A 23,909-nucleotide genomic window follows, 5' to 3' on the forward strand; every position below is an offset into this window, starting at 1 on the left:
TCGACCAGTGGCACGCGGCGATGGAAAACTTTCCCATGATCTTCTCCCTGGCGAAAAAGGCCCGCAGGACGCTTGTGGCGTCTTCGGAGTCTGGGCACCAGGTGAAGAAGTAGCAAAACTTACCTATTACGGGCTGTATGCACTGCAGCACCGCGGTCAGGAGTCGGCTGGTATTGCCACCAGCGACGGCAAGCGGATCAACGTCTACAAGGACATGGGACTCGTCTCCCAGGTCTTCGACGAGACCACGCTGAACACCCTGACCGGGCACCTGGCTGTGGGCCACTGCCGCTACTCCACCACCGGGGCGAGCCACTGGGCCAACGCCCAGCCCACCCTTGGCGCCACCAGCACGGGCACCGTGGCCCTGGCGCACAACGGCAACCTCACCAACACCGCCGAGCTCAACGCCATGATCCAGGAGCGCAATGGCGGCCAGCTCACCGGCGAGATGAAACAGGGCAACACGTCCGACACCGCCCTGGTCACGGCCCTGCTGGAGGGCGAGCCCGGCAAGAGCCTTGAAGAAACGGCCATCGAGCTCCTGCCCAAGATCAAGGGCGGTTTCTGCTTCGTCTTCATGGACGAGGGCACCCTCTACGCCGCCCGCGACACCTACGGCATCCGCCCGCTGGTCCTGGGCCGGCTGGAACGCGGCTGGGTTGTCGCGTCCGAGCAGTCCGGCCTCGCCACTGTTGGTGCGAGCTTCATCCGCGAAATCGAGCCGGGCGAATTCATCGCCATTGACGAGCAGGGCGTACGCTCCCAGCGCTTTGCGGAGCCGACGCCGGCCGGTTGCGTTTTCGAGTACGTCTACCTTGCGCGTCCGGACGCCGCCATCGCCGGCCGTTCCGTGTACGAGTCCCGCGTGGAGATGGGCCGCCAACTGGCCCGCGAAAACACCCAGGTTGCGGACATCGTGATCCCCGTTCCCGAATCGGGCACCCCCGCAGCCGTGGGTTACGCCGAAGAGTCCGGCATCCCCTTCGCCCACGGCTTCGTCAAGAACTCCTACGTTGGCCGCACTTTCATCCAGCCCTCGCAGACGCTGCGCCAGCTGGGCATCCGGCTGAAGCTTAACGCCCTTGAATCTGTCATCCGCGGCAAGCGCGTTGTGGTGGTGGACGATTCCATCGTCCGAGGCAACACCCAGCGCGCCATCGTCCGGATGCTCCGCGAGGCCGGTGCAGCCGCAGTCCACGTCAAGATCTCCTCTCCCCCGGTGCAGTGGCCCTGCTTCTACGGCATCGACTTCGCCTCCCGCGCCGAGCTGATCGCCAACGGCGCCACCATTGAGGAGATCTCGCAGGCCATCGGTGCCGACTCACTGGCCTACATCTCCGAAGACGGGATGATCGGCGCCACCCGGCAGCCGCGCGAACGGCTATGCACTGCCTGCTTCACGGGCAAGTACCCCATCGAGCTTCCCGGCTCGGACAAGCTGGGCAAAAACCTGCTGGAACGCAAGGACCTCGGCGGCCTGAAGCCCTCGCCGTCGGCCCTTCCGGGCGCAACAGCGGCCCTTGCCGTGGACTCCGAGGAGGATCCGGCGGAGAAGTCGGGCGCCACCGGCTGCGACCCGGGGCCGGACTCCGAATTTGAAAACCTGCTGACCGACGCCGACCTCGTGCCAGACGTAGCCGCCACCACCGGCGCTGACAAGAAAGAGTCCGTATGACTTCCGCTGCCCCCGCCTCCGGCAACACCTCCGGCATCACCTACGCCTCTGCCGGCGTCGACGTTGAAGCCGGGGACCGCGCCGTCGAGCTCATGAAGGGTGCCGTCAAGGCCACCCACAACTCCTCGGTGATCGGCGGGGTGGGCGGATTCGCCGGACTCTACGACGTCTCCAAGCTCCTGACGTTCAAGAAGCCCCTGTTGGCAACCTCCACTGACGGTGTGGGCACCAAGGTCGCCATTGCCCAGGCCATGGACATCCACGACACCATCGGGTTCGACCTGGTGGGCATGGTGGTTGATGACATCGTGGTAGTGGGCGCGGAGCCGCTGTACATGACCGACTACATCGCCTGCGGCAAGGTGGTTCCCGAGCGCATCGCCGACATTGTCCGCGGCATCGCTGCGGCCTGTTCCGTGGCCGGCACCGCGCTGGTGGGCGGCGAAACCGCTGAGCACCCGGGCCTGCTGGGCGAGCACGAGTACGACGTCGCCGGGGCAGCCACTGGCGTTGTGGAGGCTGACCAGCTGCTGGGCCCAGACCGGGTCCGCGCGGGTGACGTGGTGATCGGCATGGCTTCCTCCGGCCTGCACTCCAACGGCTACTCCCTGGTCCGCCGCGTCATCAACCACGCCGGCTGGGCACTGGACCGCCAGGTCTCCGAACTGGGCCGCACCCTGGGCGAGGAACTCCTCGAACCCACCCGCGTCTACGCCGCTGACTGCCTGGACCTGGCCCGCGCGTTCCCTGTCACCGGAACGTCCGCCGTCCACGGCTTCAGCCACGTGACCGGCGGCGGGCTCGCCGCCAACCTGGCCCGCGTACTCCCCCAGGGCCTCGTTGCCACCGTGGACCGCTCCACCTGGGAACTGCCTGCCATCTTCAAGCTGGTATCCGAGCTGGGCAACGTGCCGCTGGCCGATCTGGAGCGCACCCTGAACCTCGGCGTGGGCATGGTGGCCATCGTGTCCGCCGACGCCGCCGACGCCGCGGTTTCCCGCCTGAACGACCGTGGCCTGCCGTCCTGGGTCATGGGCACCGTCACCGAGGATTCAGACTCCATCCTCAAGTCCGGCCCCGATTACGTGCAGGGCGCCAAGGGCGTGGACGGCGGGGCTGTCCGCTTGGTGAACGCCTACGCCTAGACCCTTATCGAGTGCTCCGTTCTTGTCGTTTTGACCCCTCAAAACGACAAGAACGGAGCACTCGATGCGTTTAACGGGACCGGCCCGGTCAGAGGCGGGGTTACATAAGTTGCCTAATTGCGAATGATTATTGATAGCATGTGGCTTGACCCCTGATAGTCCTGCCACGAAATGACGTTCCATGCATGCGCCCGCCCTGACCGTGAAAGACCTGGCTCTGTCCAGTGGAACCCATCAGCTGGTGCACCCCCTCACCTTCTCCGTGAATCCCGGGGAGTCTGTTGCCCTCTTGGGCGCCTCCGGCTCTGGGAAGTCGTTGACGGCGGCGGCGCTGTGTGGCTCCCTTCCTGACGGCATCTCGGCCACGGGTGAGATCACCCTTGCCGCCCGCCAGGGAACAGCGAAGGCCGCGCTGATCGGCCAGGATCCGGCGTCGTCCCTGAACCCCTTTGTGAGCGTTGGCAGGCAGTTAGCCCTTCCGCTGCGCAGGGCAGGGCGCAACCGGGCGGAGGCAAAGGCTGAAGCGGCGGGCTTCCTGGTACAGGCCGGCCTGGAGGACCCCGCGGAAATCCTTGCCCGCTACTCCGGGGAGCTGTCCGGCGGGCAGCTCCAGCGGGTCTGCATCGCCCTGGCTCTCGCCTGCCACAGCACCATCCTCATAGCGGACGAACCCACCACCGCACTGGACGCCGTCACCCAACGAAAGGTCCTTGCGACCCTCGGCGCGTGGGGGGCGGAGGGTCGCAGCCTCCTGTTCATCACCCACGACCTGGCAGCAGCAGCAGCCCTGTGCACACGCGCCCTGGTGATGGAGGCCGGGCGGATCGTGGAAGAGGTGCCGATGGCAGACCTGCTCCGGAACCCGCAGCACCCCTACACCCGGCGGCTGGTCCAGTCAGCCTCGCGAGACAGCCTCCTGGAGCGTGTTGCAGGAACGGCAATGGCGGCATGACAAGCGCGCTGGAAGCCAGGAACGTGCAGTTCGCCTACCCCAAACGCGGCCTGGCTGGGGGAAAGCCGCCACAGACACTCCACGACGTAAGCCTGCACCTGGCGCCCGGAACAAGCACCGCCCTGGTGGGAAGCTCAGGCTCCGGTAAATCAACACTGGTCCGAATCCTGCTGGCACTGGAAAAGCCCTCGTCCGGAACACTGAACCTCGGCACCCGTGAAGTACGGCCGGGTCCGGTGCGTTCGCTGCGCTGGTACCGCCGGGCCGTCCAGTACGTCCCGCAGAACCCCGCCGGCAGCCTGGATCCGCGCATGACCGTTTCCCAACTCCTGGCCGAGCCGCTGCGGCAGCTCCGGGTGGAGGGAAACCACCGCTCGCTCATAAGCGAGGCCCTGGAGCGGGCCGAGGTGCCGGCAGGCTTGGCACAGCGCCGCCCGGGCGAGCTGTCCGGCGGCCAGAACCAGCGGGTGGCCATCGCCCGCGCCCTGGTGGTGCAGCCCGCCTACCTGCTGGCCGACGAGCCTGTCAGCGGCCTGGATCTCCCCCTTCGGGACGCCGTCCTCACTCTGCTGGAACGGCTGGTGCGCGAACAGGGACTGGGGCTGCTGCTGGTGACGCACCACCTCGCCACTGCCGCCCGGATGTGCAGCAGGACCGCCGTCCTCTCACGGGGCCGTCTTGTGGAGCAAGGGCCCACGGACCAGGTGCTGGCAAACCCCGCAAGTCCCACAACCGCCGCCCTCGTCCAGGCATCAAAAGGCCTCCGGCTCCCCGAAATCGTCCCGGGGACCGCCCTGTGACCGTCCTCCGCACAGCAGAACAACCGGCAACGAGGCCCGGGCCCGCCCCCGGACTGCTGCTCGCCAGCCAGCTGATCTTCAATATCGGCTTCTACTCGGTAGTTCCGTTCCTTGCCCTGGTGATGACGCAGGACTTCGGCATGACGGCCACAGCGGTGGGCGTAGTCCTGGGCGCCCGGGTGTTCAGCCAGCAGGGGCTCTTCCTGGTGGGCGGCATGATCACGGACCGGTGGGGCCCGCGGCACGCCATGCTGGTGGGCTGCCTGGTCCGCGTCTCCGGTTACCTCACCCTGGCCATGGCCGGCAGCTTTCCGCTCTTCCTCCTTGGCGCTGTCCTCACCGGGATGGGCGGCGCGCTGTTCTCACCTGCACTGGAGTCCCTGGTAGGGCAGGCAGAAGAACGACGGCGGGACAGCAGCGGGAAGGCACCGGCACTTTTTGCGCTCCTCGCCATCTGCGGGGAGATTGGCGCCGTGGCCGGCCCCCTCCTGGGAGCCGTGCTGCTCGATGTTTCCTTCAGCTGGGCAGCTCTTGCCGGGGCTGGAGTCTTCGCCGTGATGAGCGTTGTGCTGTGGCGCCACGTGCCCGCCCGGGTGCCGAGCACGAGGCAGATGGTGCCGGCAGATGAAAAGCCAGGAGCACGGACCGATGGGATCGCCGTGATGCTGCGGGACAAGCGCTTTGTTGCCTTCGGCGCCCTTTACAGCGTGAACCTGCTGGCATACAACCAGCTCTACTTCGGGCTTCCCATCGAACTGACCAGAAGCGGTGCTGGGCCCGCAGCACTTGCCGGCCTGTTCGCCGTCGCGTCCCTCCTGACCGTCGGGCTGCAGTGGCCCGTCTCCCGCCTGACCCACAGGATGGGCCCCGGCCGGGCCCTGACGGCGGGCTTCACCATCAAGGGCCTGGCTTTCGCCACCATGGCTGTATTCGCCCAGTTTCCCGCCAGCGGCCCGCTCCAGCTGCTGCCGCCGCTGCTGCTCGTGGCGGGGCTTTGCCTGGGGCATATGTGCATCGGGCCGGTGGCCATGCCGCTGGTCCTGGACTTCGCCCGCGGCCGCAGGTCCGGCATCTATTACGGCCTCCTGGCGAGCCTGGGAGGTTGCGCTGTGCTCCTGGGCAACTTTGTCCTCGGGCCCCTGTACTCGGGTGCCAGCCAGCCAGGGCCGGACGCCGTATGGCCGTGGGCGGTGATGGCGGCACTCACGGTGGTGCCCGCCGTCGGACTTTCCAGGCTTTTGCCTGCTCCTCGCTGAACCAGGCCGCCGCGCGGCGCCTACCATCCCCATCCATCTGAAGAAACAGGTAATCAACGTGCCCAAGACGAGACTAACCCCCGGTATCGCCACCCTCTCGGCCCTGCTGCTGGCCGGCAGCCTGACGGGATGTTTCGCCGGGACCGGCCAGGCTGCGGACGGCACGGACACCGGCGGCCGCATCAAACTCGCCATGCTCCAGCCGCCGCGCTCCGGGCTGTCACCGCTCAGCGATGACGCGTTCAAGCTGTCGCGCTGGAAGGCCGCCGAGACCCTGGTGGAGCTCGACGAACTGGGGGAGGCGAAACCGGCCCTGGCCACCGAGTGGCGGCAGATTGACGAAACTTCATGGCAGTTCACCCTGCGGGACGGCGTTGAATTCCACGATGGGACAACCCTGACCGCTGCGGAAGCGGCCGCGTCCCTCACCGCCGCAGCGCAGGCCAGCCCCAAGCCACGGATCCTGGACGGGGTACAGCTCACGGCGCGGGCCGACGGCGCCAACACTGTGACCATCACCACGACCACGCCCGATCCGCTCCTGCCCCAGCGCCTCTCCAGCCCGCAGCTGGCCATCCTTGCGTCCTCGGCATACAAGGGCGGTGGCGTGGTAAGTCCGGTCAATGCCGGCACCGGGCCCTACCGGCTCGTATCGGTGGAAGGTACCACCTCGGCCCGGCTGGACCGGTTTGACGGGTACTGGGGCGGGAAAGCGGAAGCCGACGGCGTGGACGTCCAGTTCGTCCCGGATGGAACCGCTCGCGCTGCAGCCATCCGGACCGGTGACGCGGACATCGTCGAAGCCATTCCGGTGGGGCAGGTGGCGCAGATCGACCCGGACCTGGTGCACGAGGTGCCCATGCCGCGGACCAATACCCTGTACCTCAACACGGCATCGGGGCCGTTTGCCGATCCTGCTGTCCGCGCCGCAGCCCGCTCCGCCGTCGACGCCGGCACTATCGTGGAGCGGGTCTACGAAGGCCGGGCCGACAAAGCCGCGGGGCTCCTGGGCCCGGCGCTCCCCTGGGCTGCCGGGGAGCGGGACAGCGACTCCTACAAGGCCGTCCTGGCCACCCGGGTTGCCGCTGCCGCCGTCAAGGGGACCCCCATCAAACTCGGCACCTTCACCGACCGCGCTGAACTGCCGGAGGTTGCGGTCCAGCTGGAGCAGCAGTTGGAAGCGGCCGGTTTCACAGTCGAACAGGACGTCCGGGAGTACCAGCACATCGAGGCGGACGCCCTGGCCGGAAAGTTCGACGCCTTCATCCTCTCCCGCGCCACGGTCCTGGATTCCGGCGACCCGGTGGCTTACCTGTACAGCGATTTCTCGTGCGCCGGGTCCTTCAACATCTCCCAGTTCTGCGACCCTGCTGTGGACGCTGCACTCGAAAAGGCGGCCGGTGTCCCCGCCGGCCCCGGTCGCCGCGCAGCAATCGCCGCCGCGGAAAGCCTGATTTTGGCGCGCGACGCCGCCATCCCGCTGCTCCACGAGCGCGTCATCCAGGGCGAGGCGGCAGGCGTGGCCGGAGTGGAGCGGGATCCCCGTGAGCGTGCGCTGATTACCAGCGCAACCCGCATTGCCGGCGGCGCTGGCTGATGAGAGGCCCGGCCCTACTGAAAGTCACCGCGTCACGCCTCCTGGCATTGCTCGCCCTGGTGGTGCTGATCGGCATGATGCCCTGGTTCTCGGGCCGAGGAGCGGAGTACACCATCCTCCGGGCCAGGTACTCCGACCGGGAGCCCACCCCCGAAGCCCTCACTGCCATCCGGACGGAACTCGGCCTTGAGCAGGGGCCCATCGCACTCTTCGTGTCCTGGGCCCGGGGCGTTGCGGGCGGCGACCTGGGGACGTCATGGATCAGCAACACGCCTGTGGGGCCGGGCATCGGCGCCGCACTGGGTGTCTCAGTAACCTTGATGGGATTCGCCGTCGCCATGGCGGCAATTGTCGCCCTGCTGATCTGCTGTCCCGCGGTGGCGGATGGGCTGCGCAACCGGCGGAGGCCGGCGTCGGGAGCCCTGCCTGCCGCGCTGACGTCCCTGCCGGAATTCCTGCTGGCCGCCATGCTGCTTGTGCTGGGCGCCATCTGGCTCCGCTGGTTTCCGCCCTTTGGCTGGAAGGGCCCGGAGTTCGCCGTCCTGCCGGCCCTGTCACTTGGAATCCCTGCCGGCGGCCTGATCGGACTGCTGGTGTCCGATGCCATCCGGGCAGCGTTCGCCGAGAAGTGGGTGGCGACGTGGCGGATGGCGGGGGCGGGAGGCGCCCGGCTGACGGGAGCCGTCCTCCGCCGGGCGTTGCCGGCGGCGCTCCCGCAGATCGGGCTGGTCCTTATCGGGCTGACGGGCGGAGCTGTAGCCGTGGAGAAGGTCTACTCCATCCCGGGGCTCGGCCGGGCGCTCCTGGGCGCCGCCAGCGCCCAGGACGTTCCCACGCTGCAGGCAGGCATGCTGGCGCTGGTGGCACTCGCCCTGCTGGTGGGAACGTTGGCGACGGCGGTGCGGTACCTGCTGATCGGGCCTGCCGTCCGCTTGGGCACACTGCCGCTTCCCGAACCAACGCGTGCGGGGAACCGCGGGCAATTGGTTGCGCCGGCAGCGGCCGGGGCCATGCTCCTGCTCATTATTGCTGCAGGGCTACTCCGCGACCCCTTCGGCTCGGCGCACCCGCGGCTGGCCCCTCCAACTTGGTCGCTTCCTTTCGGTGCCGACGCCAGCGGGCGGGACCTGCTGGCACGCGTGGGGCATGGAGCCGTGGGGACGCTGGGAACCGCACTGGCAGTGGTGCTGGTCTGCCTGGCGGTGGGAATCGCCGTCGGGCTTTTCCCGCTGGCTGCTGCCGGGCCGCTTGAGGTGACCAATGCGGCACCGCCCATCCTCGCCGGCCTGGTGGTTGCGGCAGTTACAGGGCCCTCGGCACAGGGCGCGGCCCTGGCCGTGGCAGCTGTAAGCTGGGCGCCGCTGGCAGCGCATACGGCAGCCCTGGCGCAGGAAGCCCGCGCACAGCCCTACGTGAAGATCCTGCCGGTGCTTGGGGTGGGCAAGGCGCGGATTATGTTCCGCTATATCCTCCCCGCAGTGGCGCGGCCGCTCCTGCGCCACGCCATGCTCCGGCTCCCGGGGATCGCACTGGCACTGGCGGCTCTCGGCTTCCTAGGACTCGGCCCGCAGCAGCCCTCGCCCGAATGGGGACTGATCCTGGCCGAAGGCATTGGCTATGTTGAGCGTGCCCCCTGGGCGGTGCTGGCCCCGGCGGGCACCCTGGTCCTGGCGTCGGTACTGGCGGTTGGGCTGGCTGGCCGTGGCAGCAGAAAGCCCGCTGCCTGCACCGGTTCCGGCGCGGGCAGCGGGCCCAATAACTGAAGTCAGCACCCGCGTATGATCCTGCTGGATCCAGGTGCCGAAAAAGAAGCGCTGCACCGGCCCCCTTGGGACCTGGACCGGGCATCCCGGATCCGTTGGTGCTGCGGCGTCACAGGGCTGTCCGGTTACGGCAACAGCACCTTGCGACAACTAGCCGATGCGACGGGTGTCTACCTCGTCGTCGTCTTCTTCCAAATCATCCGCGTACTTATCCACATAAGCCGAATAGTCCGGTTCAACCGGCTCATTCGCGTAATGGCTCGTGGCACGACTGCTTGGGCCCGTCAGCTCACGCTGAAGTGCCGAGTAGTCAGTATTCGGGGAGTAGTACTTGATGTCCCGAGCCTGCTTGGTAGCTTTTGCCTTTTGACGGCCGCGCCCCATGGCGTGACCCCCTTTTGTACTTGGACCGGAGGTGGTCACCTTGGCGTAGGTGAGGCCCCGGAATGTTTGGTCAATTTGTCGTACACCTAGATTACATGCTTTCGGGTGCCCCCGCTTGCCACGAACGGCCCCCTGAGGTGGTTTGCGTTACCATTCCTGGCCCCGAACCGCGAGTTTCCAGCTTTTTTCTTCGGTAGAGTCACTTAAACAACTGCTGATGCACAGGCCGCAGACCGGCTGCCCATTGCGGCGAAAACGCAGGAGGATGCACCCCGTGAACCACCAGGACGTTCCGCCAAAGCCCGCGGCCCCACCTACGGCAGGAATCCCCCGTGTGCCGGCCCCCGCTGCCGAACCGGTGCTGCACCCGCACATGGAACCGCAGGGCCCCCGGGAACGCCGCCCTGCACGGATCGACCGGCGGAAGATGTGGATCGCAATTTTCATTGCCGTGCTGCTCGCCGTTATCGGCTCGCTGGTGTGGCTTGCCCTGTGGCTGCGCTCGGGACCGGACACGGGCACGGACAGCGCTGCGGCCGGGGTCTTGGAAACTACTGCCACCCCGCCCGCCACACCGCTGCCGCTGCCCAGGGAGGGAGTCCAGCCCCCGGATTATGCACTGGGTGACTGCTTCAAGGATTTCGACCCCGAGGCGCTGGCGTCCACCGTGGTGCCCTGCGATACACCCCACTCCGCCCAGCTCGTGGCGCTGTACCGCTACCCCGGGGAGGAGTCCTACCCCGGGGCTGAGGCACTGAAAGCCAAGGCGCTCGAAGCGTGCCAGGCGGCCAGGCTGGGCCCGGCCGCCAACGACTACGCCCTGAATTACGAACGCAGCTTCCCCAGCACCACCAGCTGGGAATCGGGGGACCGCCGGGTGGACTGCTACGTGACCGCACCCGGCGGGAACGTCATCAACGCAAGCGTCCTGCCCTGATCCCGTTAGGCCTTCCGCCGAACTGACAGACCCGACGTCGGCACGCCCGTGAGGGCGTCCACGCCACCCCCGGAAAGCTCACCCAGGTCTGCCGCCGTGTCCACCAGCACCGTGTCGCCGTCGCTGATCTCCCCGGCCAGGATGGCCTTGGCGAGCCGGTCCCCGATCTCGCGCTGGACCAGGCGGCGCAGCGGCCGGGCGCCGTAGGCGGGGTCGTAGCCGGACAGGGCGAGCCAGGCTTTGGCGCCGTCGGTGACTTCCAGGCTGAGCCTCCGCTCGTACAGCCGCCGCCCCAGCTCCGCCACATGCAGCTCGACGATATGGGCCAGCTCTTCGACGCTCAGGGCATCGAACAGCACCACTTCGTCCAGCCGGTTCAGGAACTCGGGCTTGAAGGAGGCGTTGACGGTGGCCATGACCGCGTTCCGCTTGGCTTCGGCGTCCAGCGTCTGGTCCACCAGGAACTGGCTGCCGAGGTTGGAGGTCAGCACCAGGATCACGTTGCGGAAATCCACGGTACGGCCCTGGCCGTCGGTGAGGCGGCCGTCGTCGAGCACCTGCAGGAGGATGTCGAACACCTCCGGGTGGGCCTTCTCCACCTCGTCCAGCAGCACCACCGAGTACGGACGACGGCGGACCGCTTCAGTCAGCTGGCCGCCCTCCTCGTAGCCCACGTAGCCCGGGGGCGCACCCACCAGCCGGGCCACGCTGTGCTTCTCGCTGTACTCGGACATGTCGATCCGCACCATGGCGCGTTCGTCGTCGAACAGGAAGTCCGCCAGGGCTTTGGCCAGCTCGGTCTTACCGACGCCGGTGGGGCCCAGGAAGAGGAACGAACCGGTGGGGCGGTTAGGGTCACTGATGCCGGCCCGGGCGCGCCGCACGGCGTCGGAAACTGCCGTGACAGCCTTGGTCTGGCCGATCAGCCGCTTGCCGAGTTCCTCCTCCATGTGCAGCAGCTTCTGGCTCTCGCCTTGCAGCATGCGGCCGGCGGGAATGCCGGTCCAGGCGGAGATCACTTCGGCGATGTCCTCGGCCGTGACTTCCTCGGCCACCATCTGGGCGGGCTTGTCTGTCACTGCGGCTTCCGCTTCGGCAGCGGCGTTCAGCTCGCGTTCGAGCGCCGGAATCTCCCCGTACAGAACGCGTGAGGCCGTCTCCAGGTCACCCTCGCGCTGTGCCTTGTCCGCGGCGGAGCGCAGCTCGTCGAGCTTGGCCTTGAGGTCGCCCACCCGGTTAAGGCCGGCCTTTTCAGCCTCCCAGCGCGCGTTCAGGGCGGAGAGTTCCTCTTCCTTGTCCGCCTTGTCGGCGCGGAGCGCAGCCAGCCGCTCCACGGACGCCGCGTCGGTCTCGCCCTCCAGCGCCAGCTCTTCCATGGTGAGCCGGTCCACCTGGCGCCGCAGCTGGTCAATCTCCTCCGGCGCGGAGTCGATCTCCATCCGCAGGCGGGACGCGGCCTCATCCACGAGGTCGATAGCCTTGTCCGGCAACTGGCGCCCGGAGATGTAGCGGTTGGACAGCGTGGCCGCGGCCACCAGGGCGGAGTCCGCGATGGACACCTTGTGGTGTGCCTCGTAGCGTTCCTTGAGGCCGCGGAGGATGCCGATGGTGTCCTCCACGCTGGGCTCGCCCACGTACACCTGTTGGAAGCGGCGTTCCAGGGCCGCGTCCTTCTCGATGTTTTCGCGGTACTCATCAAGGGTGGTGGCGCCGATCAGGCGCAGCTCGCCCCGGGCCAGCATGGGCTTGAGCATGTTGCCGGCATCCATGGAGGAATCACCGGTGGCACCGGCCCCCACCACGGTATGGATCTCGTCGATGAAGGTGACGATCTGGCCTTCAGAGCCCTTGATTTCCTCGAGGACTGCCTTCAACCGCTCCTCGAACTCACCGCGGTATTTTGCGCCCGCAACCATGGAGCCGAGGTCCAGGGAGATGAGCGTCTTGCCGCGCAGGCTCTCCGGGACGTCGCCGGCCACCATCCGCTGTGCCAGCCCTTCCACCACGGCGGTCTTGCCAACGCCCGGTTCACCGATGAGCACAGGGTTGTTCTTGGTGCGCCGGGACAGGACCTGGACCACGCGCCGGATTTCTGAATCCCGGCCGATGACCGGATCCAGCTTGCCCGCGCGGGCCATCGCGGTGAGGTCCGTGCCGTACTTCTCCAGTGCCTGGAAGGTGTTTTCCGGATCCTGGCTGTCCACTTTGCGGTCGCCGCGGACACCCGGCAGGGCGGCGCGGAGCGCTTCGTGGGAGGCGCCGGCATCACGCAGCAGGCGGGCGGCAGCGTCGTTGCCGGCCGAGATGCCGAGCAGGAGGACCTCCGTGGAGACGAAGGTATCACCGAGCCGGTCCGCCTCTTCCTTGGCATTCTGGATGGCCTGCAGCGCAGGCCGCGAAAGCTGCGCCTGCTGACTGGAACCGCCGGAGGTGGCCGGCAGGGCCTTGATGGCGCTGCTTGCCTGCACGCTGACGGAATCGGGATCGGCGCCGGTGGCACGCAGCAGGGCAACAGCCACGCCCTCGCGCTGGTCCATCAGCGCCTTGAGCAGGTGCGCGGGCTCCACCTGCGGATTGCCTGCGGTGGAGGCGTTCATGGCCGCAGCCGAAAGAGCCTCCTGGCTCTTGGTGGTGAATTTGACGTCCAAAGAGGGCTCCTTTCGGGGGCAGTTTTTCTTAAGTTGAGTGTACTACGCTCAACTTTGGTCCGGGCAGTTTTGCGGGGATTGTTTGCCTACAGCGAAACAGCTTTGGAGCCACGGCGGAAGGGGCCACCGGCCCTAGTTTCGGCAGAACTGGAAAACCCTGCGCCTACAGCGGATGGATGGACACCGAGGCTGCCTTGACCACGAAGTGCACCGTCATCCCAGGGACCAGGCCCAGATCGGCCATCGCGGACGGAGTGATGTCAGCGGCAAGACCCTCCGCCCGTACCCGGACCTGGTCGCCATGGGGCTCCAGGTCCGTGATCCGGACCGGGAAGGAGTTGGGCGGACTTCCGTGCGCATCATCCACGAAGACGGAAACGGACGACGGCGGGAACACGGCCGCCGCTGCCTGGCCTGTGGGAATGGGGTCCTCAGCATGACCGGCGATGTGCCGGCCCTGCCCGGCCAGGATTCCGCCATCCTGGAGCTTCCCGGGGACAAAATTCAGGCCCGCCAGGCCAGCCGCAAAGGCGCTGCGTGGCCGCTGCAGGACCGGGCGGGTGGGGCCTTCTTCCGCAATTCGCCCGTTTTCCAGGATGAGCACCCTGTCAGCGAGCATGAGCGCATCCAGGACGTCATGGGTCACTATAATGGCGGGCCTTTCCGCCAGGACGCGTTTGAGCAGGCGACGGAGCAGCGGGGCGGAATGGATGTCCAGCGCGGCCATCGGCTCATCAAGGAGCAGGAGCCCGGGACCTGCCGCAAGCGCCCGGGCTACGGCCACCCGCTGCGCCTGCCCGCCGGAGAGCTCCGCAGGACGCCGGGTGGCAAGCTCTGCGGCCTCCACTTCCGCCAGCCACTGCCTGGCCTCGGCCCCGGCCTTTGCTTTGGGCATCCCTGCGCTCCGCGGACCGAAGGCGACGTTGTCCGCGGCGTTGAGGTGCGGGAACAGCAGTGGTTCCTGCGCGAGCAGGGCCGTGCGCCGGTGGTGCGGCGGGATCCACCGGTTGTGGCCGCCGCCCAGGTGGAAGAGGTCCCGCCCGTTCAGTTCCGCACGGCCCGTATCCGGGCGCAGCAGCCCGGCAATGATGGAGAGCAGCGTCGATTTTCCGGCGCCGTTGGGTCCCATCACGGCCACGGTTTCGGCGGGGCCCAGGGAAAAGGTGAGGTCGAAGCCGCGCTCCGCCACGGCCGCCTGGAAGGAGAACGTCACGGAACGTACCTTCCCGTGGCGGGGGCCGCCGTCGTACGCCGTCCTGACGCTTGAAGGCGGCGTGACGTGCTGCCTGGGCGCCGGTAGGCCAGCGCCACCACCGCCACGGCCACGGCCACCAGCACCAGGGAAAGAGCGACGGCGGCGTCCGGGTCGGTCTCGCGCTGCAGGTAGATTTCCAGCGGCAGCGTCCGGGTCACCCCCTGGAGGCTGCCGGCGAACGTGAGGGTGGCCCCGAACTCGCCCAGGCTCCGGGCGAAGGAAAGGACCGCCCCCGAGGCCAGCCCGGGCAGGACCAGCGGAAGCGTGACGCGGCGGAAGACGGTCCCCGGTGCTGCGCCGAGCGTTGCCGCTACCGCCTCATAGCGGTGGCCGCCGGTCCGGAGGGCGCCTTCGAGGCTCACCACCAGGAACGGCAGGGCCACAAACGTCTGGGCCAGGACCACGGCGGCGGTGGAGAAGGCAATCTGCAGCCCCAGCACCTCGATCGCCCCACCCAGGAGCCCCTGACGGCCGAACGTGTACAGCAGCGCGATGCCGCCAACCACCGGCGGCAGGACCAGCGGGAGCAGCACCAGCGAGCGCAGGAGGCCCAGGAGCGGGGACGTGCCGCGGGCCAGCACCAATGCCAGCGGCACACCAAGGACAACGCACAGGGCGGTGCTGGCGGCGGACGTCCGCAGGCTCAGTCCCAGCGCCGCCACCGCGGATTCGGAGGTGACCAGCGGCAGGAAGTTGGCCCAGTTGACCCGTGCCACCATGGCAGCGAGCGGGAGGACCACCAGCAGCGCGGCGAGGACCGCCAGCGCGTGGAGCCAGCGGGGAATGCCGGTATAGCCGGTCATCTGGCTACCGTGTTTCCCGGCCCAAAGCCGGCCCGTGCCAGGACTTCCTGCCCTTCGGGCCCGGTGACCAGGGCCAGGAACTTGCCCGCGGCAGACGTGTTGGCGCTGCCGGCCAAAGCCGCGATCGGGTACGTGTTCGGCGCTCCGGCCGCCTCCGGGAACGGGATGCTTTCAACCATCCCGGCCGCTGAGCGGACATCCGTGGCGTACACCAGCCCTGCGTCAGCTTCGCCGGAGACCACCTTCCCCAGGACATCGGCCACCGAGTTTTCCTCGCTGACCGGACTGAGCTTGATGCCGCTGCTGCGGGCCACCGCGGCCGCGGCAGCGCCGCAGGGCACCTGGGGTGCGCACGCCACCAGTTTCGTTCCCTTTTTCGCGAGGTCAGCGAAGGAGCCAATCCCGGCAGGGTTCCCCGGCGGAACCGCGATGGCCAGGGTGTTGGTGGCGAAGATGCTGGGCGCACCCTCAAGCAGGCCCGCTTCCTGCACCTTGTCCATGTTCGTGGTGTCTGCCGATGCAAACACATCGGCAGGAGCCCCCTGGCCGATCTGGGCTGCCAGGTCCGAGGAGCCGGCGAAGCTCAGGGTGACCGACGTCCCCGGGTTTTGGCCCTCAAAGCGGCTGGCGAGCTCGGTGAAACTGCCCTTGAGGGAAGCGGCGGCGAAAACAGTGAGGGTCCTGTCCGTGCTGCCGCCGGCCCCGTTACCGGCACCGCTGCCGGCGCAGCCGGCCAGTGCGGCCAGCATCATCGCCGCGGCCAGCACTGCCCCTGCTTTCCGGACTGCCCTCACGCTGCCCCCTTGCCCTGCGGGGTTTCGATAATGACGGTGGTGGCTTTGACTACGGCCGTTGCCACGGAGCCTGGTTCGAGCCCCAGTTCCCGGACGGCCTCACTGCTCATGAGGGACACCACCCGGAAGGGTCCGCACTGCAGTTCCACCTGCGCCATCACCTTGTCAGCCGTAATGCCGGTGACCAGCCCCACGAAGCGGTTGCGCGCCGAACTGCCGGTCCGGTGCGGATCGTCCGGAAGCTGCGCCAGCTTCTGCGCGTGGCGTGCCAGCTCCAGCCCGTCCACGGCCAGCCGCCCGGCGTCGTCCTTCAGGGGTGTCAGGCTTCCGTTCTCTGTCCAGCGGCGGACGGTGTCATCGCTCACGCCCAGGAACCGGGCAGCTTCGGACACGCGGATAAGACCCATGCGATCATGCTAACCCGCATTTGCGGACATATAAGGGTTCGATTTCCGCTTTTCCGGATCAGCTCCTCGCGCCGAAGCTTCAGCCTGCCCCGTGCGTTCCAGCCCAGTTACTTCTGAGTTGCCCCCTCCCAGGCGCCCGGTTTTCCGTTGTAAGGGCGGCCGGCGGACGTGCTGCTCGAAAGCAACTGGGCTGGAAGGCACAGCGAGGGTGCCGAGGTGCAGCACTAGACTTCCCCCATGGCCATCTACATCGACCCGCCCCTATGGCCTGCCCACGGGACACACTTTTCGCACCTCGTTTCGGACGAGTCGCTGGCGGAGCTGCATGGCTTCGCCGCGGCGGCCGGAATCCCCGAACGGGCCTTCGACGGCGACCATTACGACGTCGCCGAACGCCGCTACCCGGACCTGGTGGCTGCCGGGGCGGTTCCAGTGGAGGCCAGGATCCTGGTGCGGAAACTGATCGCCAGCGGGCTGCGGATCCCCGCCCGCCAGCGGAACAAGTCGCTCAAAGTGCCGCTGTTCAACCGGTGGGAGACCATCATGCCTGGGCACGACGCGCTCTTCCTGGACCTCCTGGACCGCTGGAGCGAGCCGCACCGCCGGTACCACGGCTGCACCCATCTGCTCTCGGTCCTGGAATCCCTCGATCTGCTCACCGACCCCGCCGATCCGCCCCGCAGAGTGGTGCTGGCTGCGTGGTTCCACGACGCCGTGTACCGCGGCGTGGCCGGCCAGGACGAGGAGGAATCGGCCCGCCTGGCGGAGGACCGGCTGGAGGCCGCCGGGCTTCCCGACGCCGAGGTGGCCGAGGTAGCGCGGCTGGTGCGGCTCACGTCGGACCACCGCCCCGGGCCAGGGGACGACGACGGCGCCCTCCTCTGCGATGCAGACCTGTCCGTCCTCGGCGGGGAACCAGACGAGTACGCGCGGTACGTGGCGGCCGTCCGGCAGGATTACGCGCACATTGGCGACGCCGACTTCGCGGCCGGACGGGCCGCCGTCGTCCGCCGCCTGCTGGAACTTGACCCCCTGTTCCATACCGAACGGGCCAAGGAGTTGTGGCGGGATGCGGCGCACCGGAACCTGACGGGGGAACTGGCGTGAACGCCTCCACGTCGAACTCCCGGCACACGTTGACAGCGAGTGCGGCACACCGGCAGTTGCCCTACACAGTCCGGCTGGAATGGGGCTTCGACGGCGCCGCGACGGTTGCGTCCGGCGCGGACCTCGCCGTGGTGGTGGATGTCCTCTCCTTCAGCACGTGCGTCAGCGTCGCCTTGGACCGGGGCGCCAGCGTTTTCCCGTTCCCGTGGAAGGACACCCGGGCCGAGGACTTCGCCGCGCATCACCGTGCTCAGCTCGCAGGCCCACGCAACGGCGGCGGACTCAGCCTTTCCCCCGCCAGCTTCCGGGCAGCGGAAACACTGGAACGCGTGGTGTTGCCCTCTCCGAACGGTTCCGCGCTGTGCCACGAACTGGCCGGCACGGTGCCCCTGGTGGCTGCCGTCTGCCTGCGCAATGCCGGCGCGACGGCTGACTGGGTGGCGGCCAACCTGCCGGAAAACGCAGTGATCGCAGTGATTGCCGCGGGCGAACGCTGGCCGGACGGCACCCTCCGCCCGGCAGTGGAGGACCAGATCGGGGCTGGCGCATTCATCGCGGGGCTGGGGGCGACTGGCAAGGGTGGCTACGAAGCCGAGGTGGGCAGGCACGGGTATTCGCCGGAGGCTGTGGCTGCCGCCGCAGTGTTCGAGGCCGCGGAACCGCGGCTTCGGGAGATGCTGCACGGGTGCGCCAGTGGGCTGGAGCTGTCCGGCACCGGCTACGGCGGCGACGTGGATATCGCAGCCGAGCTGGACGACAGCACAGCCGTGGCACTCCTGACGGATGGGGTCTTCAGTCCGTTTCCGGGCTGAAGCCTCCGCTTAACGGTAGGCCGGAACGAAGGGCTGGCTGGTGGGAACGATCTGCTTCCCCAACGGCATCAGGGAGACCGGAATCAGCTTGAGGTTGGCGATGGCCAGCGGGATGCCGATGATGGTGATGGCCATGGCGAAGGCGGTCACCACATGCCCGATGGCAATCCAGATGCCGGCCACCAGCAGCCAGATGACATTGCCCAACAGCGAAAAGACGCCCGCGCCGCCCGGCTTGTCCACCACCGTCCGGCCGAACGGCCACAGGGTGTAGGCCGCGATCCGGAACGATGCGATGCCCCAAGGGATGGTGATGATCAGCAGGCAGCAGATGACGCCGGCCAGGAAATAGCCCAGCGCCAGCCAGAAGCCGCCAAAAACCAGCCAGATGATGTTAAGCAGAGTCTTCATTCATCCATTGTGCCCCGGGGCCTCTGACAAAAAGCTAAGGGTCTCCCCTGACCCGCCCCTGAAGCTCAGGCCGTCGCAGGGCGGGAACCGGGGTTAACGCACCTAAGCCTTTGCTCCTGCCTTTGCGGCTTCCACGAACGCCCGGATCTTTGCCAGGTCCTTGACCCCACGGGATGCCTCCACGCCGGAGGAGACGTCTACGCCCCAGGCGTGGGCCGCGGCCGAGGCCTGCGCAACATTTGCGGGGTCCAGTCCGCCGGCCAGCAGCCAGCGGCGCCCCTCAAGGATGGGCAGGGCAGCGACGGAGGCGTAGTCCCACGCCTCACCCGAGCCGGGGACGGCGGCGTCAATCAGGAGCAGGTCCTCGCCCCAGTCCTCCAACTCTTCCGCGGTGGCACCCGTGGTGACGGCCCTGATCAGCTTCATCCCGGCGTCGTGCACTGTGGCTACGTCCGCACGGGAACGGGCGCCGTGCAGCTGGATCCATTCAAGGCCGGCAGCGCGGGCAATGGCCACGGCATCGGCGACCGGCTCGTCACGGAACACCCCCACCGGCGAAACCCTGGCGGGCACTTCGGCCAGCAGCGCGGAAACCTGATGCGGTGAGACCACCCGCGGGCTTGCGGTGAGGACGAAACCCACGGCGTCCGCTCCGGCGTCCACCGCTTCGCGGATGGATTCCGGCGTGCTGAGACCACATACTTTGACGAACATTCCCGGCTCCTTCAGGCTGTTTTCGCGTTGTCCCCCCGGAGGAGATTAGCAGGCCACGATGGGAGCTGCCGAGGCCGGGCAACTAGGCTGGGCAGATGGAGATCATCCGCTTTGCAGGCCTCAAGCCCCAACCATGGCGAAACGGCGGCGGCGTAACGCGCCAGGTGGCAAGCCACCCGGCGGCTGGTTCGGCGCAGGACTGGGACTGGCGGGTCAGCCTCACGGACGTAACCAAGGCCGGGGACTATTCGCCCTTTCCGGGCATGGAACGGGTGCTCACCGTCATCGAGGGAGAGCTGCTGCTGCTTACCGTGGATGGCGCCGAGCAGCCCCTGGAAAAGTACCGTCCCTTCCGGTTCCCCGGCGGTGCGGCTACCAGTTGCACCCTGCCCACCGGGGATGTCCGGAACCTGAACGTCATCACCCGGGAGGGAACCTTCAAGGGCTTCACCTCCATCATCGAGCTCTCCAAAAAGCGCGCCCACCCGTTGTTCGCCGGCCAGCTGGGAATCCTGCTGCAGGGCCAGGCCACTGCGTCCGATGCCGGCCCCGAACCGGAACCCCTGGCGCGGTACGACGCCGTGGTGGGTTCGGACACCGAAACCCCTGAACTCCTGGGCCGCGGCTTCCTGGCTGTTGTTTCGATCGACGAGGTCACTGACTGAGTCTGTGCGGCCCCACGTGCACAACGGCGCCGCTCCGGCGCGCCTCCTCGGCGGCGAAGACTGCGGCGTGGCTGCTGAGGGATTCCTCCAGTCCTGACACCACCCCCGACCAGTCACCGGTGGCCAGCGCCGCTACCCACGCCTGAACGAGGCCCCGGTCGCCGCCCTCGTGCTTTTCGCCCCGCACCTCCGGCACGGCCGCCGGGACCGGGTGGACAGTGCTTGTCCCGGTCAGGAAGTCGTACACCGAGATTGATCCCGCCTCCACCGAGATCTCGCCATGGCTGCCGAAGATCCGGGTCCGCCTGGGACCGGCGGCGGTGAAGGCTGTGGCAGTGAACGCGGCTGTGGTGCCGTCCTCGTATTCGATGTTCACCACCTGGTGGTCCACCACATCGTTGTCCGAAAAATACACACAGCGGCCGTAGGGTCCCGTGGCCAGGGCGTGCAGGAGCGACGCGGGGGTGCCGCCAGGATCGACGACTTCGGCGAAGTATGCCCGTGCCGGATCAGCCTTGCCGCCGTTGGCTGGCCGCCCCGGGGCGTAGATTTTCAGCGCCGAATACGGACAGCTTGGTTCCGCGGGGCAGTCTGTGCAGCGCGGGCCCGCGCCCTCCGGCGCGCCTTCGGGACGAAAGTGCGCCAGTTGTCCGAAGGAGGAAACGCGCAGGGGCCTGCTTCCGATGACGAAGGAGAGCCAGTCGACGTCGTGCGTGCACTTCGCCAGCAGGAACGGGCTGGACTCTTCCTCGCGGCGCCAGTTGCCACGGACATACGAATGGGCGAAATGCCAGTAACCAACTGGTTCCAGATGCTGAACCGAGATGATCCGGCCCACCGCCCCGGCAGAGAGGAGCCGCTTGAGCAGTACCGTCAGGGGGGTGTACCGCAGCACGTGGCACACCGTCGCGTTGGCTGCGGTTTCCGCAGCCACGCGTTCCAGCTCGGCGCAGCCGGCGGGGTCAACAGCTGCGGGCTTCTCAAGGAGGATCCGGTAGCCCAAGGCTGCAGCGGCGGCAAAGGGCCCACCGTGTTCCCGGTCCGGTGTGGCGATAATGATCCCGTCAGCAGGCGGCCGAGCTGTGAGCATTGTTTGCCAGTCCTCAAAAAGTGCCGCCTCCGGCACATCCAGCTCCGCGGCCAGGCTCTCGCGCAGGAACCGCCGCGGCTCGGCCAGGCCCACCACGATGGCCCGCCCAGTGGCCACAGCCAGCCTTGCGTAGGCGGCGCCCCTGGCACCTCCCCCGGCGATAAGCAGACGCACCGGCGGCCGGCCGGCGGGACCCCGGCGCCCGCGGGCACCTAGCGGCGGCCGCGCCTCCACCCGTCAGCTGCTCTCAGGATCGGCAAGCCATTCCAGCGCCACCGCCGCAGTCCACGACTGATCCATACTGCCCAGCGGCTCGCCGGTGAACGGCTCGTAGTATTCCCCGAAGTGGCCCTCCATCAGCTGTGCCAGGGAGGCTTCCCGCAACTGGCGGTAGCGCTCTTCGTCGCCGCGCCTCCGCAGGCAGTGGGCCAGGAACCAGTTCATCACCGGCCACACCGGTCCCCGCCAGTACTGCCGCGGTTTCAGGCCCTCATAGGTGGTGGAGGTGGAGGCGGGAAGGGGAAAAGCCAGGCGCGGATCACCTGTCCAGTCAGGACCCTCGAAAATGCCGAGCTGCCTGTCCAGGAGGGGCTGGCTCCCGGTGGAGATGAGGGGCGCAAACCCGGCAATCGTGGGCAGGCCGATCCATTCTCCCGTCAGGACGTCACGGTCCCGCGCCAGCCCGGTTCCCTGATCCACCGTCGCGTCGACCCCCTGACGGAATTCCTGGGACCACTGCCGCAGCTGCGGAGCCTCCTCCGAATGCCCGAACTGTTCGGCCAACACGGCGAGGTCCTCGTTGGCGGCGGCAAAAATCGCCGACATAAAGACGTCCTTGACCTGGAAGGCCATCACCTTGGGCAGCCGGGCATCGTCAAAACCCACATCGGCCATCTGTTGCACCAGCCACAGGTAGCGGCTGTACTCCTCGTCGCTGGGCCGCTGGCTGTGGTCGGTGACCTTGAGGGTGTCTGTGCGGACGAACGGCTCCATCTCCCCCGGACGGACCCTGGAGTACGGCCCGTCGAAGCGGGGCGAGTTGTCCATTCCCGATTCCCATCCGTGGTAGATCGTGAGCAGGCCAGAGCCATCACCGCCGCGGGTATTGCGGAGCCAGGCATGCCAATCGATCCACCGGGGCAGTGTGCGGCGCGCAAACTCCTCGGCGAGCCTGCCATCCTCGCCGCCGGCCGCCGTCGCCCTTTCCACAATGCGGCGCAGCAGCGTGGCGTGTACCGGCGGCTGGCAGATGCCGCTGGACTGCACGCCCTCCGGCGAGGCACCGCGCGTGCCCCAACGCTCCACGTCCGGGAAGTAGCCGGGGACATCGGAGAACACGATGTGCGGGATCATGCCGCTGTTCCACTGGGCGGCCAGCAGGTAGTCCAGTTCCTGGAGCGCCCGTGCCACGCTCATGGTTGACAGCCCGGCGGCGACGAAGGCGGCGTCCCAGCTCCACATGTGCGGATAGAGGTTCGGGGCCGCCGTAACCATCGTGCCGAGGTCGTTGGCTGCCAGCACATCCCTGGCCCGCTGGCCGAGCTCGCCGAGGTCCCGGATGGGATATGCGGCCTCCCCGGGCGCCCCGCTCATGCCGTCAGCCCAAGCTGCGTCTCGGTGTCGAAGAATCGGATTGCGGACTGGTCGAACCTCAGGCCAACCTTCTCGCCTGAAGAGAAACGCACGGTGGAAGCAACCTGCACCTTGATGATCTGCCCGCCCAGGTCCACGGTCAGCAGGGTGGCGTGGCCGAGCGGCTCCACCACCTCCACCGTGGCGTCCAGCGTCCCCGGGGTTCCCCTCTGCTCCAGGTAGATGTTCTCGGCCCGGATGCCGACCATCACGGGGAGGCCGCCGGTCCGCGCCGCATGCGCCAGAAACTCCGGGGCCTCCGTGCTTTGCCCGGCGACTTCCAGGGCACCCTGCTGTGTGACCCGGCCTTCCAGGAAGTTCATGGGCGGTGAGCCGATGAACCCTCCCACGAACCGGTCCGCCGGCTCTTCGTAAACGGTGATGGGGTGGCCCAACTGGGCGATCTGCCCCTTCTTCATCACGGCAACCCGGTCCGAGAGGCTCATGGCCTCCACCTGGTCGTGGGTGACGTAGAGGGTGGTGGAGCCCAGCTGCTGGACGATCTTTTTCAGCTCGGCGCGGAAGTCGAGGCGCAGGAGGGCATCGAGGTTGGACAGCGGCTCGTCCATGAGCAGCACGTCAGCGTCCATGACGATGGCCCGGGCGACGGCGACGCGCTGCCGCTGCCCGCCGGAAAGCTGGGCCGGGTAGCGGTCAAGGTAGGGGGTCAGCTGCAGCAGGTCCGCAGCCCAAGCGACCTTCCGCTCGATCTCGTCCCGCGGGAGCTTCTTCATCACCAGGCCAAAGCCGATATTGGTGCGGACTTTCCGGTGCGGGAAGACGGCGTAGGACTGGAACACCATGGAGAGGTTCCGGTCCTGCGGCGGCAGGTAGGTCACGTCCCTGCCGCCAATGGAGATGCTTCCCTCGTCCGGGAAGTCCAGTCCCGCCACCATTCTCAGCAGGGTGGTTTTTCCGCAGCCCGAAGGCCCCAGGAGCACCATGAACTCGCCCTCGGCAACATCAAGGGAAACATTGTTGGTGGCCAGCTCGGTACTGCCCGGGTAGGTCTTTTTGAGACCCTTGATCGAGATGTCAGCCATGGAACAGCCTCTCTGG

22 protein-coding genes are annotated in these 23,909 nt (G+C 67.8%); 11 read left to right on the forward strand and 11 right to left on the reverse strand.

Annotation, left to right across the window (positions count from 1 at the left end; genetic code table 11):
- Window positions 1-7 precede the first annotated feature (7 nt).
- From purF to ASPHE3_RS17760, 7 genes are all read left to right on the forward strand, one after another.
- Entirely contained in the window at window positions 8-1,678 is a 1,671-nt protein-coding gene (gene purF / locus ASPHE3_RS17730; protein ID WP_041652343.1) for an amidophosphoribosyltransferase, read from the forward strand.
- Window positions 1,675-2,823: a phosphoribosylformylglycinamidine cyclo-ligase gene (gene purM / locus ASPHE3_RS17735; RefSeq protein WP_013602577.1), complete on the forward strand. Its 1,149-nt coding sequence runs from the start codon at window positions 1,675-1,677 to the stop codon at window positions 2,821-2,823. Before purF ends, purM begins: the two co-directional genes overlap by 4 nt.
- Before the next feature lie 181 nt (window positions 2,824-3,004).
- On the forward strand, window positions 3,005-3,775 hold the full coding sequence (locus ASPHE3_RS17740; protein WP_013602578.1) for an ATP-binding cassette domain-containing protein: 771 nt from the start codon (window positions 3,005-3,007) through the stop codon (window positions 3,773-3,775).
- Entirely contained in the window at window positions 3,772-4,575 is an 804-nt protein-coding gene (locus ASPHE3_RS17745) for an ABC transporter ATP-binding protein (protein ID WP_013602579.1), read from the forward strand. Before ASPHE3_RS17740 ends, ASPHE3_RS17745 begins: the two co-directional genes overlap by 4 nt.
- Window positions 4,572-5,831, forward strand: a complete 1,260-nt coding sequence (locus ASPHE3_RS17750) for an MFS transporter (RefSeq protein ID WP_013602580.1) — start codon at window positions 4,572-4,574, stop codon at window positions 5,829-5,831. Before ASPHE3_RS17745 ends, ASPHE3_RS17750 begins: the two co-directional genes overlap by 4 nt.
- 58 nt (window positions 5,832-5,889) lie before the next feature.
- Complete coding sequence (locus ASPHE3_RS17755; protein WP_013602581.1) at window positions 5,890-7,428, forward strand: ABC transporter substrate-binding protein; 1,539 nt, start codon at window positions 5,890-5,892, stop codon at window positions 7,426-7,428.
- Complete coding sequence (locus tag ASPHE3_RS17760) at window positions 7,428-9,191, forward strand: ABC transporter permease subunit (protein WP_013602582.1); 1,764 nt, start codon at window positions 7,428-7,430, stop codon at window positions 9,189-9,191. Before ASPHE3_RS17755 ends, ASPHE3_RS17760 begins: the two co-directional genes overlap by 1 nt.
- 150 nt (window positions 9,192-9,341) lie before the next feature.
- On the opposite strand, the gene ASPHE3_RS17765 is transcribed toward ASPHE3_RS17760, so the two are convergent.
- Window positions 9,342-9,575, reverse strand: a complete 234-nt coding sequence (locus tag ASPHE3_RS17765) for a DUF3073 domain-containing protein (protein ID WP_009359485.1) — start codon at window positions 9,573-9,575, stop codon at window positions 9,342-9,344.
- A gap of 274 nt (window positions 9,576-9,849) precedes the next feature.
- Between ASPHE3_RS17765 and ASPHE3_RS17770 the strand changes: the two genes are divergently transcribed.
- Complete coding sequence (locus ASPHE3_RS17770) at window positions 9,850-10,512, forward strand: septum formation family protein (protein WP_041653242.1); 663 nt, start codon at window positions 9,850-9,852, stop codon at window positions 10,510-10,512.
- Window positions 10,513-10,517: 5 nt separating this feature from the next.
- Here ASPHE3_RS17770 and clpB read toward each other — a convergent pair whose 3' ends face one another.
- The 5 genes from clpB to ASPHE3_RS17795 all read right to left on the reverse strand — a co-directional run bounded on the left by clpB (window position 10,518) and on the right by ASPHE3_RS17795 (window position 16,419).
- Window positions 10,518-13,160, reverse strand: a complete 2,643-nt coding sequence (clpB, locus tag ASPHE3_RS17775) for an ATP-dependent chaperone ClpB (RefSeq protein ID WP_013602584.1) — start codon at window positions 13,158-13,160, stop codon at window positions 10,518-10,520.
- 163 nt (window positions 13,161-13,323) lie between these two features.
- A complete protein-coding gene (locus ASPHE3_RS17780) occupies window positions 13,324-14,373 on the reverse strand; it encodes a sulfate/molybdate ABC transporter ATP-binding protein (RefSeq protein WP_013602585.1) in 1,050 nt (349 codons plus the stop codon).
- A complete protein-coding gene (locus tag ASPHE3_RS17785; protein ID WP_013602586.1) occupies window positions 14,370-15,218 on the reverse strand; it encodes an ABC transporter permease in 849 nt (282 codons plus the stop codon). The genes ASPHE3_RS17780 and ASPHE3_RS17785 overlap by 4 nt, the downstream gene beginning before the upstream one ends.
- The gene (gene modA / locus ASPHE3_RS17790) at window positions 15,215-15,970 is read right to left on the reverse strand and encodes a molybdate ABC transporter substrate-binding protein (protein ID WP_049786147.1); all 756 of its coding nucleotides are present in this window, start codon (window positions 15,968-15,970) and stop codon (window positions 15,215-15,217) included. Before modA ends, ASPHE3_RS17785 begins: the two co-directional genes overlap by 4 nt.
- Window positions 15,971-16,008: 38 nt before the next feature.
- Window positions 16,009-16,419, reverse strand: a complete 411-nt coding sequence (locus ASPHE3_RS17795; protein ID WP_013602588.1) for a TOBE domain-containing protein — start codon at window positions 16,417-16,419, stop codon at window positions 16,009-16,011.
- A gap of 237 nt (window positions 16,420-16,656) precedes the next feature.
- On the opposite strand from ASPHE3_RS17795, the gene ASPHE3_RS17800 reads away from it, so the two are divergent.
- Both ASPHE3_RS17800 and ASPHE3_RS17805 read left to right on the forward strand, forming a co-directional pair.
- Complete coding sequence (locus ASPHE3_RS17800) at window positions 16,657-17,526, forward strand: DUF4031 domain-containing protein (RefSeq protein ID WP_013602589.1); 870 nt, start codon at window positions 16,657-16,659, stop codon at window positions 17,524-17,526.
- On the forward strand, window positions 17,523-18,338 hold the full coding sequence (locus tag ASPHE3_RS17805; protein WP_013602590.1) for a 2-phosphosulfolactate phosphatase: 816 nt from the start codon (window positions 17,523-17,525) through the stop codon (window positions 18,336-18,338). The genes ASPHE3_RS17800 and ASPHE3_RS17805 overlap by 4 nt, the downstream gene beginning before the upstream one ends.
- A 9-nt stretch (window positions 18,339-18,347) precedes the next feature.
- On the opposite strand, the gene ASPHE3_RS17810 is transcribed toward ASPHE3_RS17805, so the two are convergent.
- On the reverse strand, window positions 18,348-18,749 hold the full coding sequence (locus tag ASPHE3_RS17810; RefSeq protein WP_013602591.1) for a YccF domain-containing protein: 402 nt from the start codon (window positions 18,747-18,749) through the stop codon (window positions 18,348-18,350).
- Window positions 18,750-18,851: 102 nt separating this feature from the next.
- A complete protein-coding gene (locus tag ASPHE3_RS17815) occupies window positions 18,852-19,463 on the reverse strand; it encodes a phosphoribosylanthranilate isomerase (RefSeq protein WP_013602592.1) in 612 nt (203 codons plus the stop codon).
- Between the two features lie 95 nt (window positions 19,464-19,558).
- Here ASPHE3_RS17815 and ASPHE3_RS17820 point away from each other — a divergent pair, with 95 nt between their 5' ends.
- Window positions 19,559-20,128 (forward strand): HutD/Ves family protein, encoded by a 570-nt coding sequence (locus ASPHE3_RS17820; protein WP_013602593.1) that lies wholly within the window; start codon window positions 19,559-19,561, stop codon window positions 20,126-20,128.
- On the opposite strand, the gene ASPHE3_RS17825 is transcribed toward ASPHE3_RS17820, so the two are convergent.
- Genes ASPHE3_RS17825 through ASPHE3_RS17835 form a run of 3 tightly spaced genes read right to left on the reverse strand, consistent with a single transcriptional unit; the run spans window position 20,118 to window position 23,893 of the window.
- Window positions 20,118-21,452, reverse strand: coding sequence for a Gfo/Idh/MocA family protein (locus tag ASPHE3_RS17825; protein WP_013602594.1), 1,335 nt, complete (start codon window positions 21,450-21,452; stop codon window positions 20,118-20,120). The two genes, ASPHE3_RS17820 and ASPHE3_RS17825, sit on opposite strands and share 11 nt — an antisense overlap.
- Window positions 21,453-21,455: 3 nt before the next feature.
- Window positions 21,456-22,811, reverse strand: a complete 1,356-nt coding sequence (ggh, locus tag ASPHE3_RS17830) for a glucosylglycerate hydrolase (RefSeq protein ID WP_013602595.1) — start codon at window positions 22,809-22,811, stop codon at window positions 21,456-21,458.
- The gene (locus ASPHE3_RS17835; RefSeq protein ID WP_013602596.1) at window positions 22,808-23,893 is read right to left on the reverse strand and encodes an ABC transporter ATP-binding protein; all 1,086 of its coding nucleotides are present in this window, start codon (window positions 23,891-23,893) and stop codon (window positions 22,808-22,810) included. Before ASPHE3_RS17835 ends, ggh begins: the two co-directional genes overlap by 4 nt.
- Between the last annotated feature and the right edge of the window lie 16 nt (window positions 23,894-23,909).

Origin of the sequence: Pseudarthrobacter phenanthrenivorans Sphe3 (assembly GCF_000189535.1) — a bacterium.
Classification (GTDB): Bacteria; Actinomycetota; Actinomycetes; order Actinomycetales; family Micrococcaceae; genus Arthrobacter; species Arthrobacter phenanthrenivorans.

Bases quoted from the DNA above. Each gene is read 5' to 3' on its own strand.
- ASPHE3_RS17760 (WP_013602582.1), top strand. From the start codon at position 7,428: ATGAGAGGCCCGGCCCTACTGAAAGTCACCGCGTCACGCCTCCTGGCA.
- ggh (WP_013602595.1), bottom strand. From the start codon at position 22,811: ATGAGCGGGGCGCCCGGGGAGGCCGCATATCCCATCCGGGACCTCGGC.
- ASPHE3_RS17795 (WP_013602588.1), bottom strand. From the start codon at position 16,419: ATGGGTCTTATCCGCGTGTCCGAAGCTGCCCGGTTCCTGGGCGTGAGC.
- modA (WP_049786147.1), bottom strand. From the start codon at position 15,970: ATGATGCTGGCCGCACTGGCCGGCTGCGCCGGCAGCGGTGCCGGTAAC.
- ASPHE3_RS17740 (WP_013602578.1), top strand. From the start codon at position 3,005: ATGCATGCGCCCGCCCTGACCGTGAAAGACCTGGCTCTGTCCAGTGGA.
- ASPHE3_RS17820 (WP_013602593.1), top strand. From the start codon at position 19,559: ATGGAGATCATCCGCTTTGCAGGCCTCAAGCCCCAACCATGGCGAAAC.
- ASPHE3_RS17815 (WP_013602592.1), bottom strand. From the start codon at position 19,463: ATGTTCGTCAAAGTATGTGGTCTCAGCACGCCGGAATCCATCCGCGAA.
- purM (WP_013602577.1), top strand. From the start codon at position 1,675: ATGACTTCCGCTGCCCCCGCCTCCGGCAACACCTCCGGCATCACCTAC.
- ASPHE3_RS17810 (WP_013602591.1), bottom strand. From the start codon at position 18,749: ATGAAGACTCTGCTTAACATCATCTGGCTGGTTTTTGGCGGCTTCTGG.
- ASPHE3_RS17835 (WP_013602596.1), bottom strand. From the start codon at position 23,893: ATGGCTGACATCTCGATCAAGGGTCTCAAAAAGACCTACCCGGGCAGT.
- ASPHE3_RS17785 (WP_013602586.1), bottom strand. From the start codon at position 15,218: ATGACCGGCTATACCGGCATTCCCCGCTGGCTCCACGCGCTGGCGGTC.
- ASPHE3_RS17745 (WP_013602579.1), top strand. From the start codon at position 3,772: ATGACAAGCGCGCTGGAAGCCAGGAACGTGCAGTTCGCCTACCCCAAA.
- ASPHE3_RS17765 (WP_009359485.1), bottom strand. From the start codon at position 9,575: ATGGGGCGCGGCCGTCAAAAGGCAAAAGCTACCAAGCAGGCTCGGGAC.
- ASPHE3_RS17800 (WP_013602589.1), top strand. From the start codon at position 16,657: ATGGCCATCTACATCGACCCGCCCCTATGGCCTGCCCACGGGACACAC.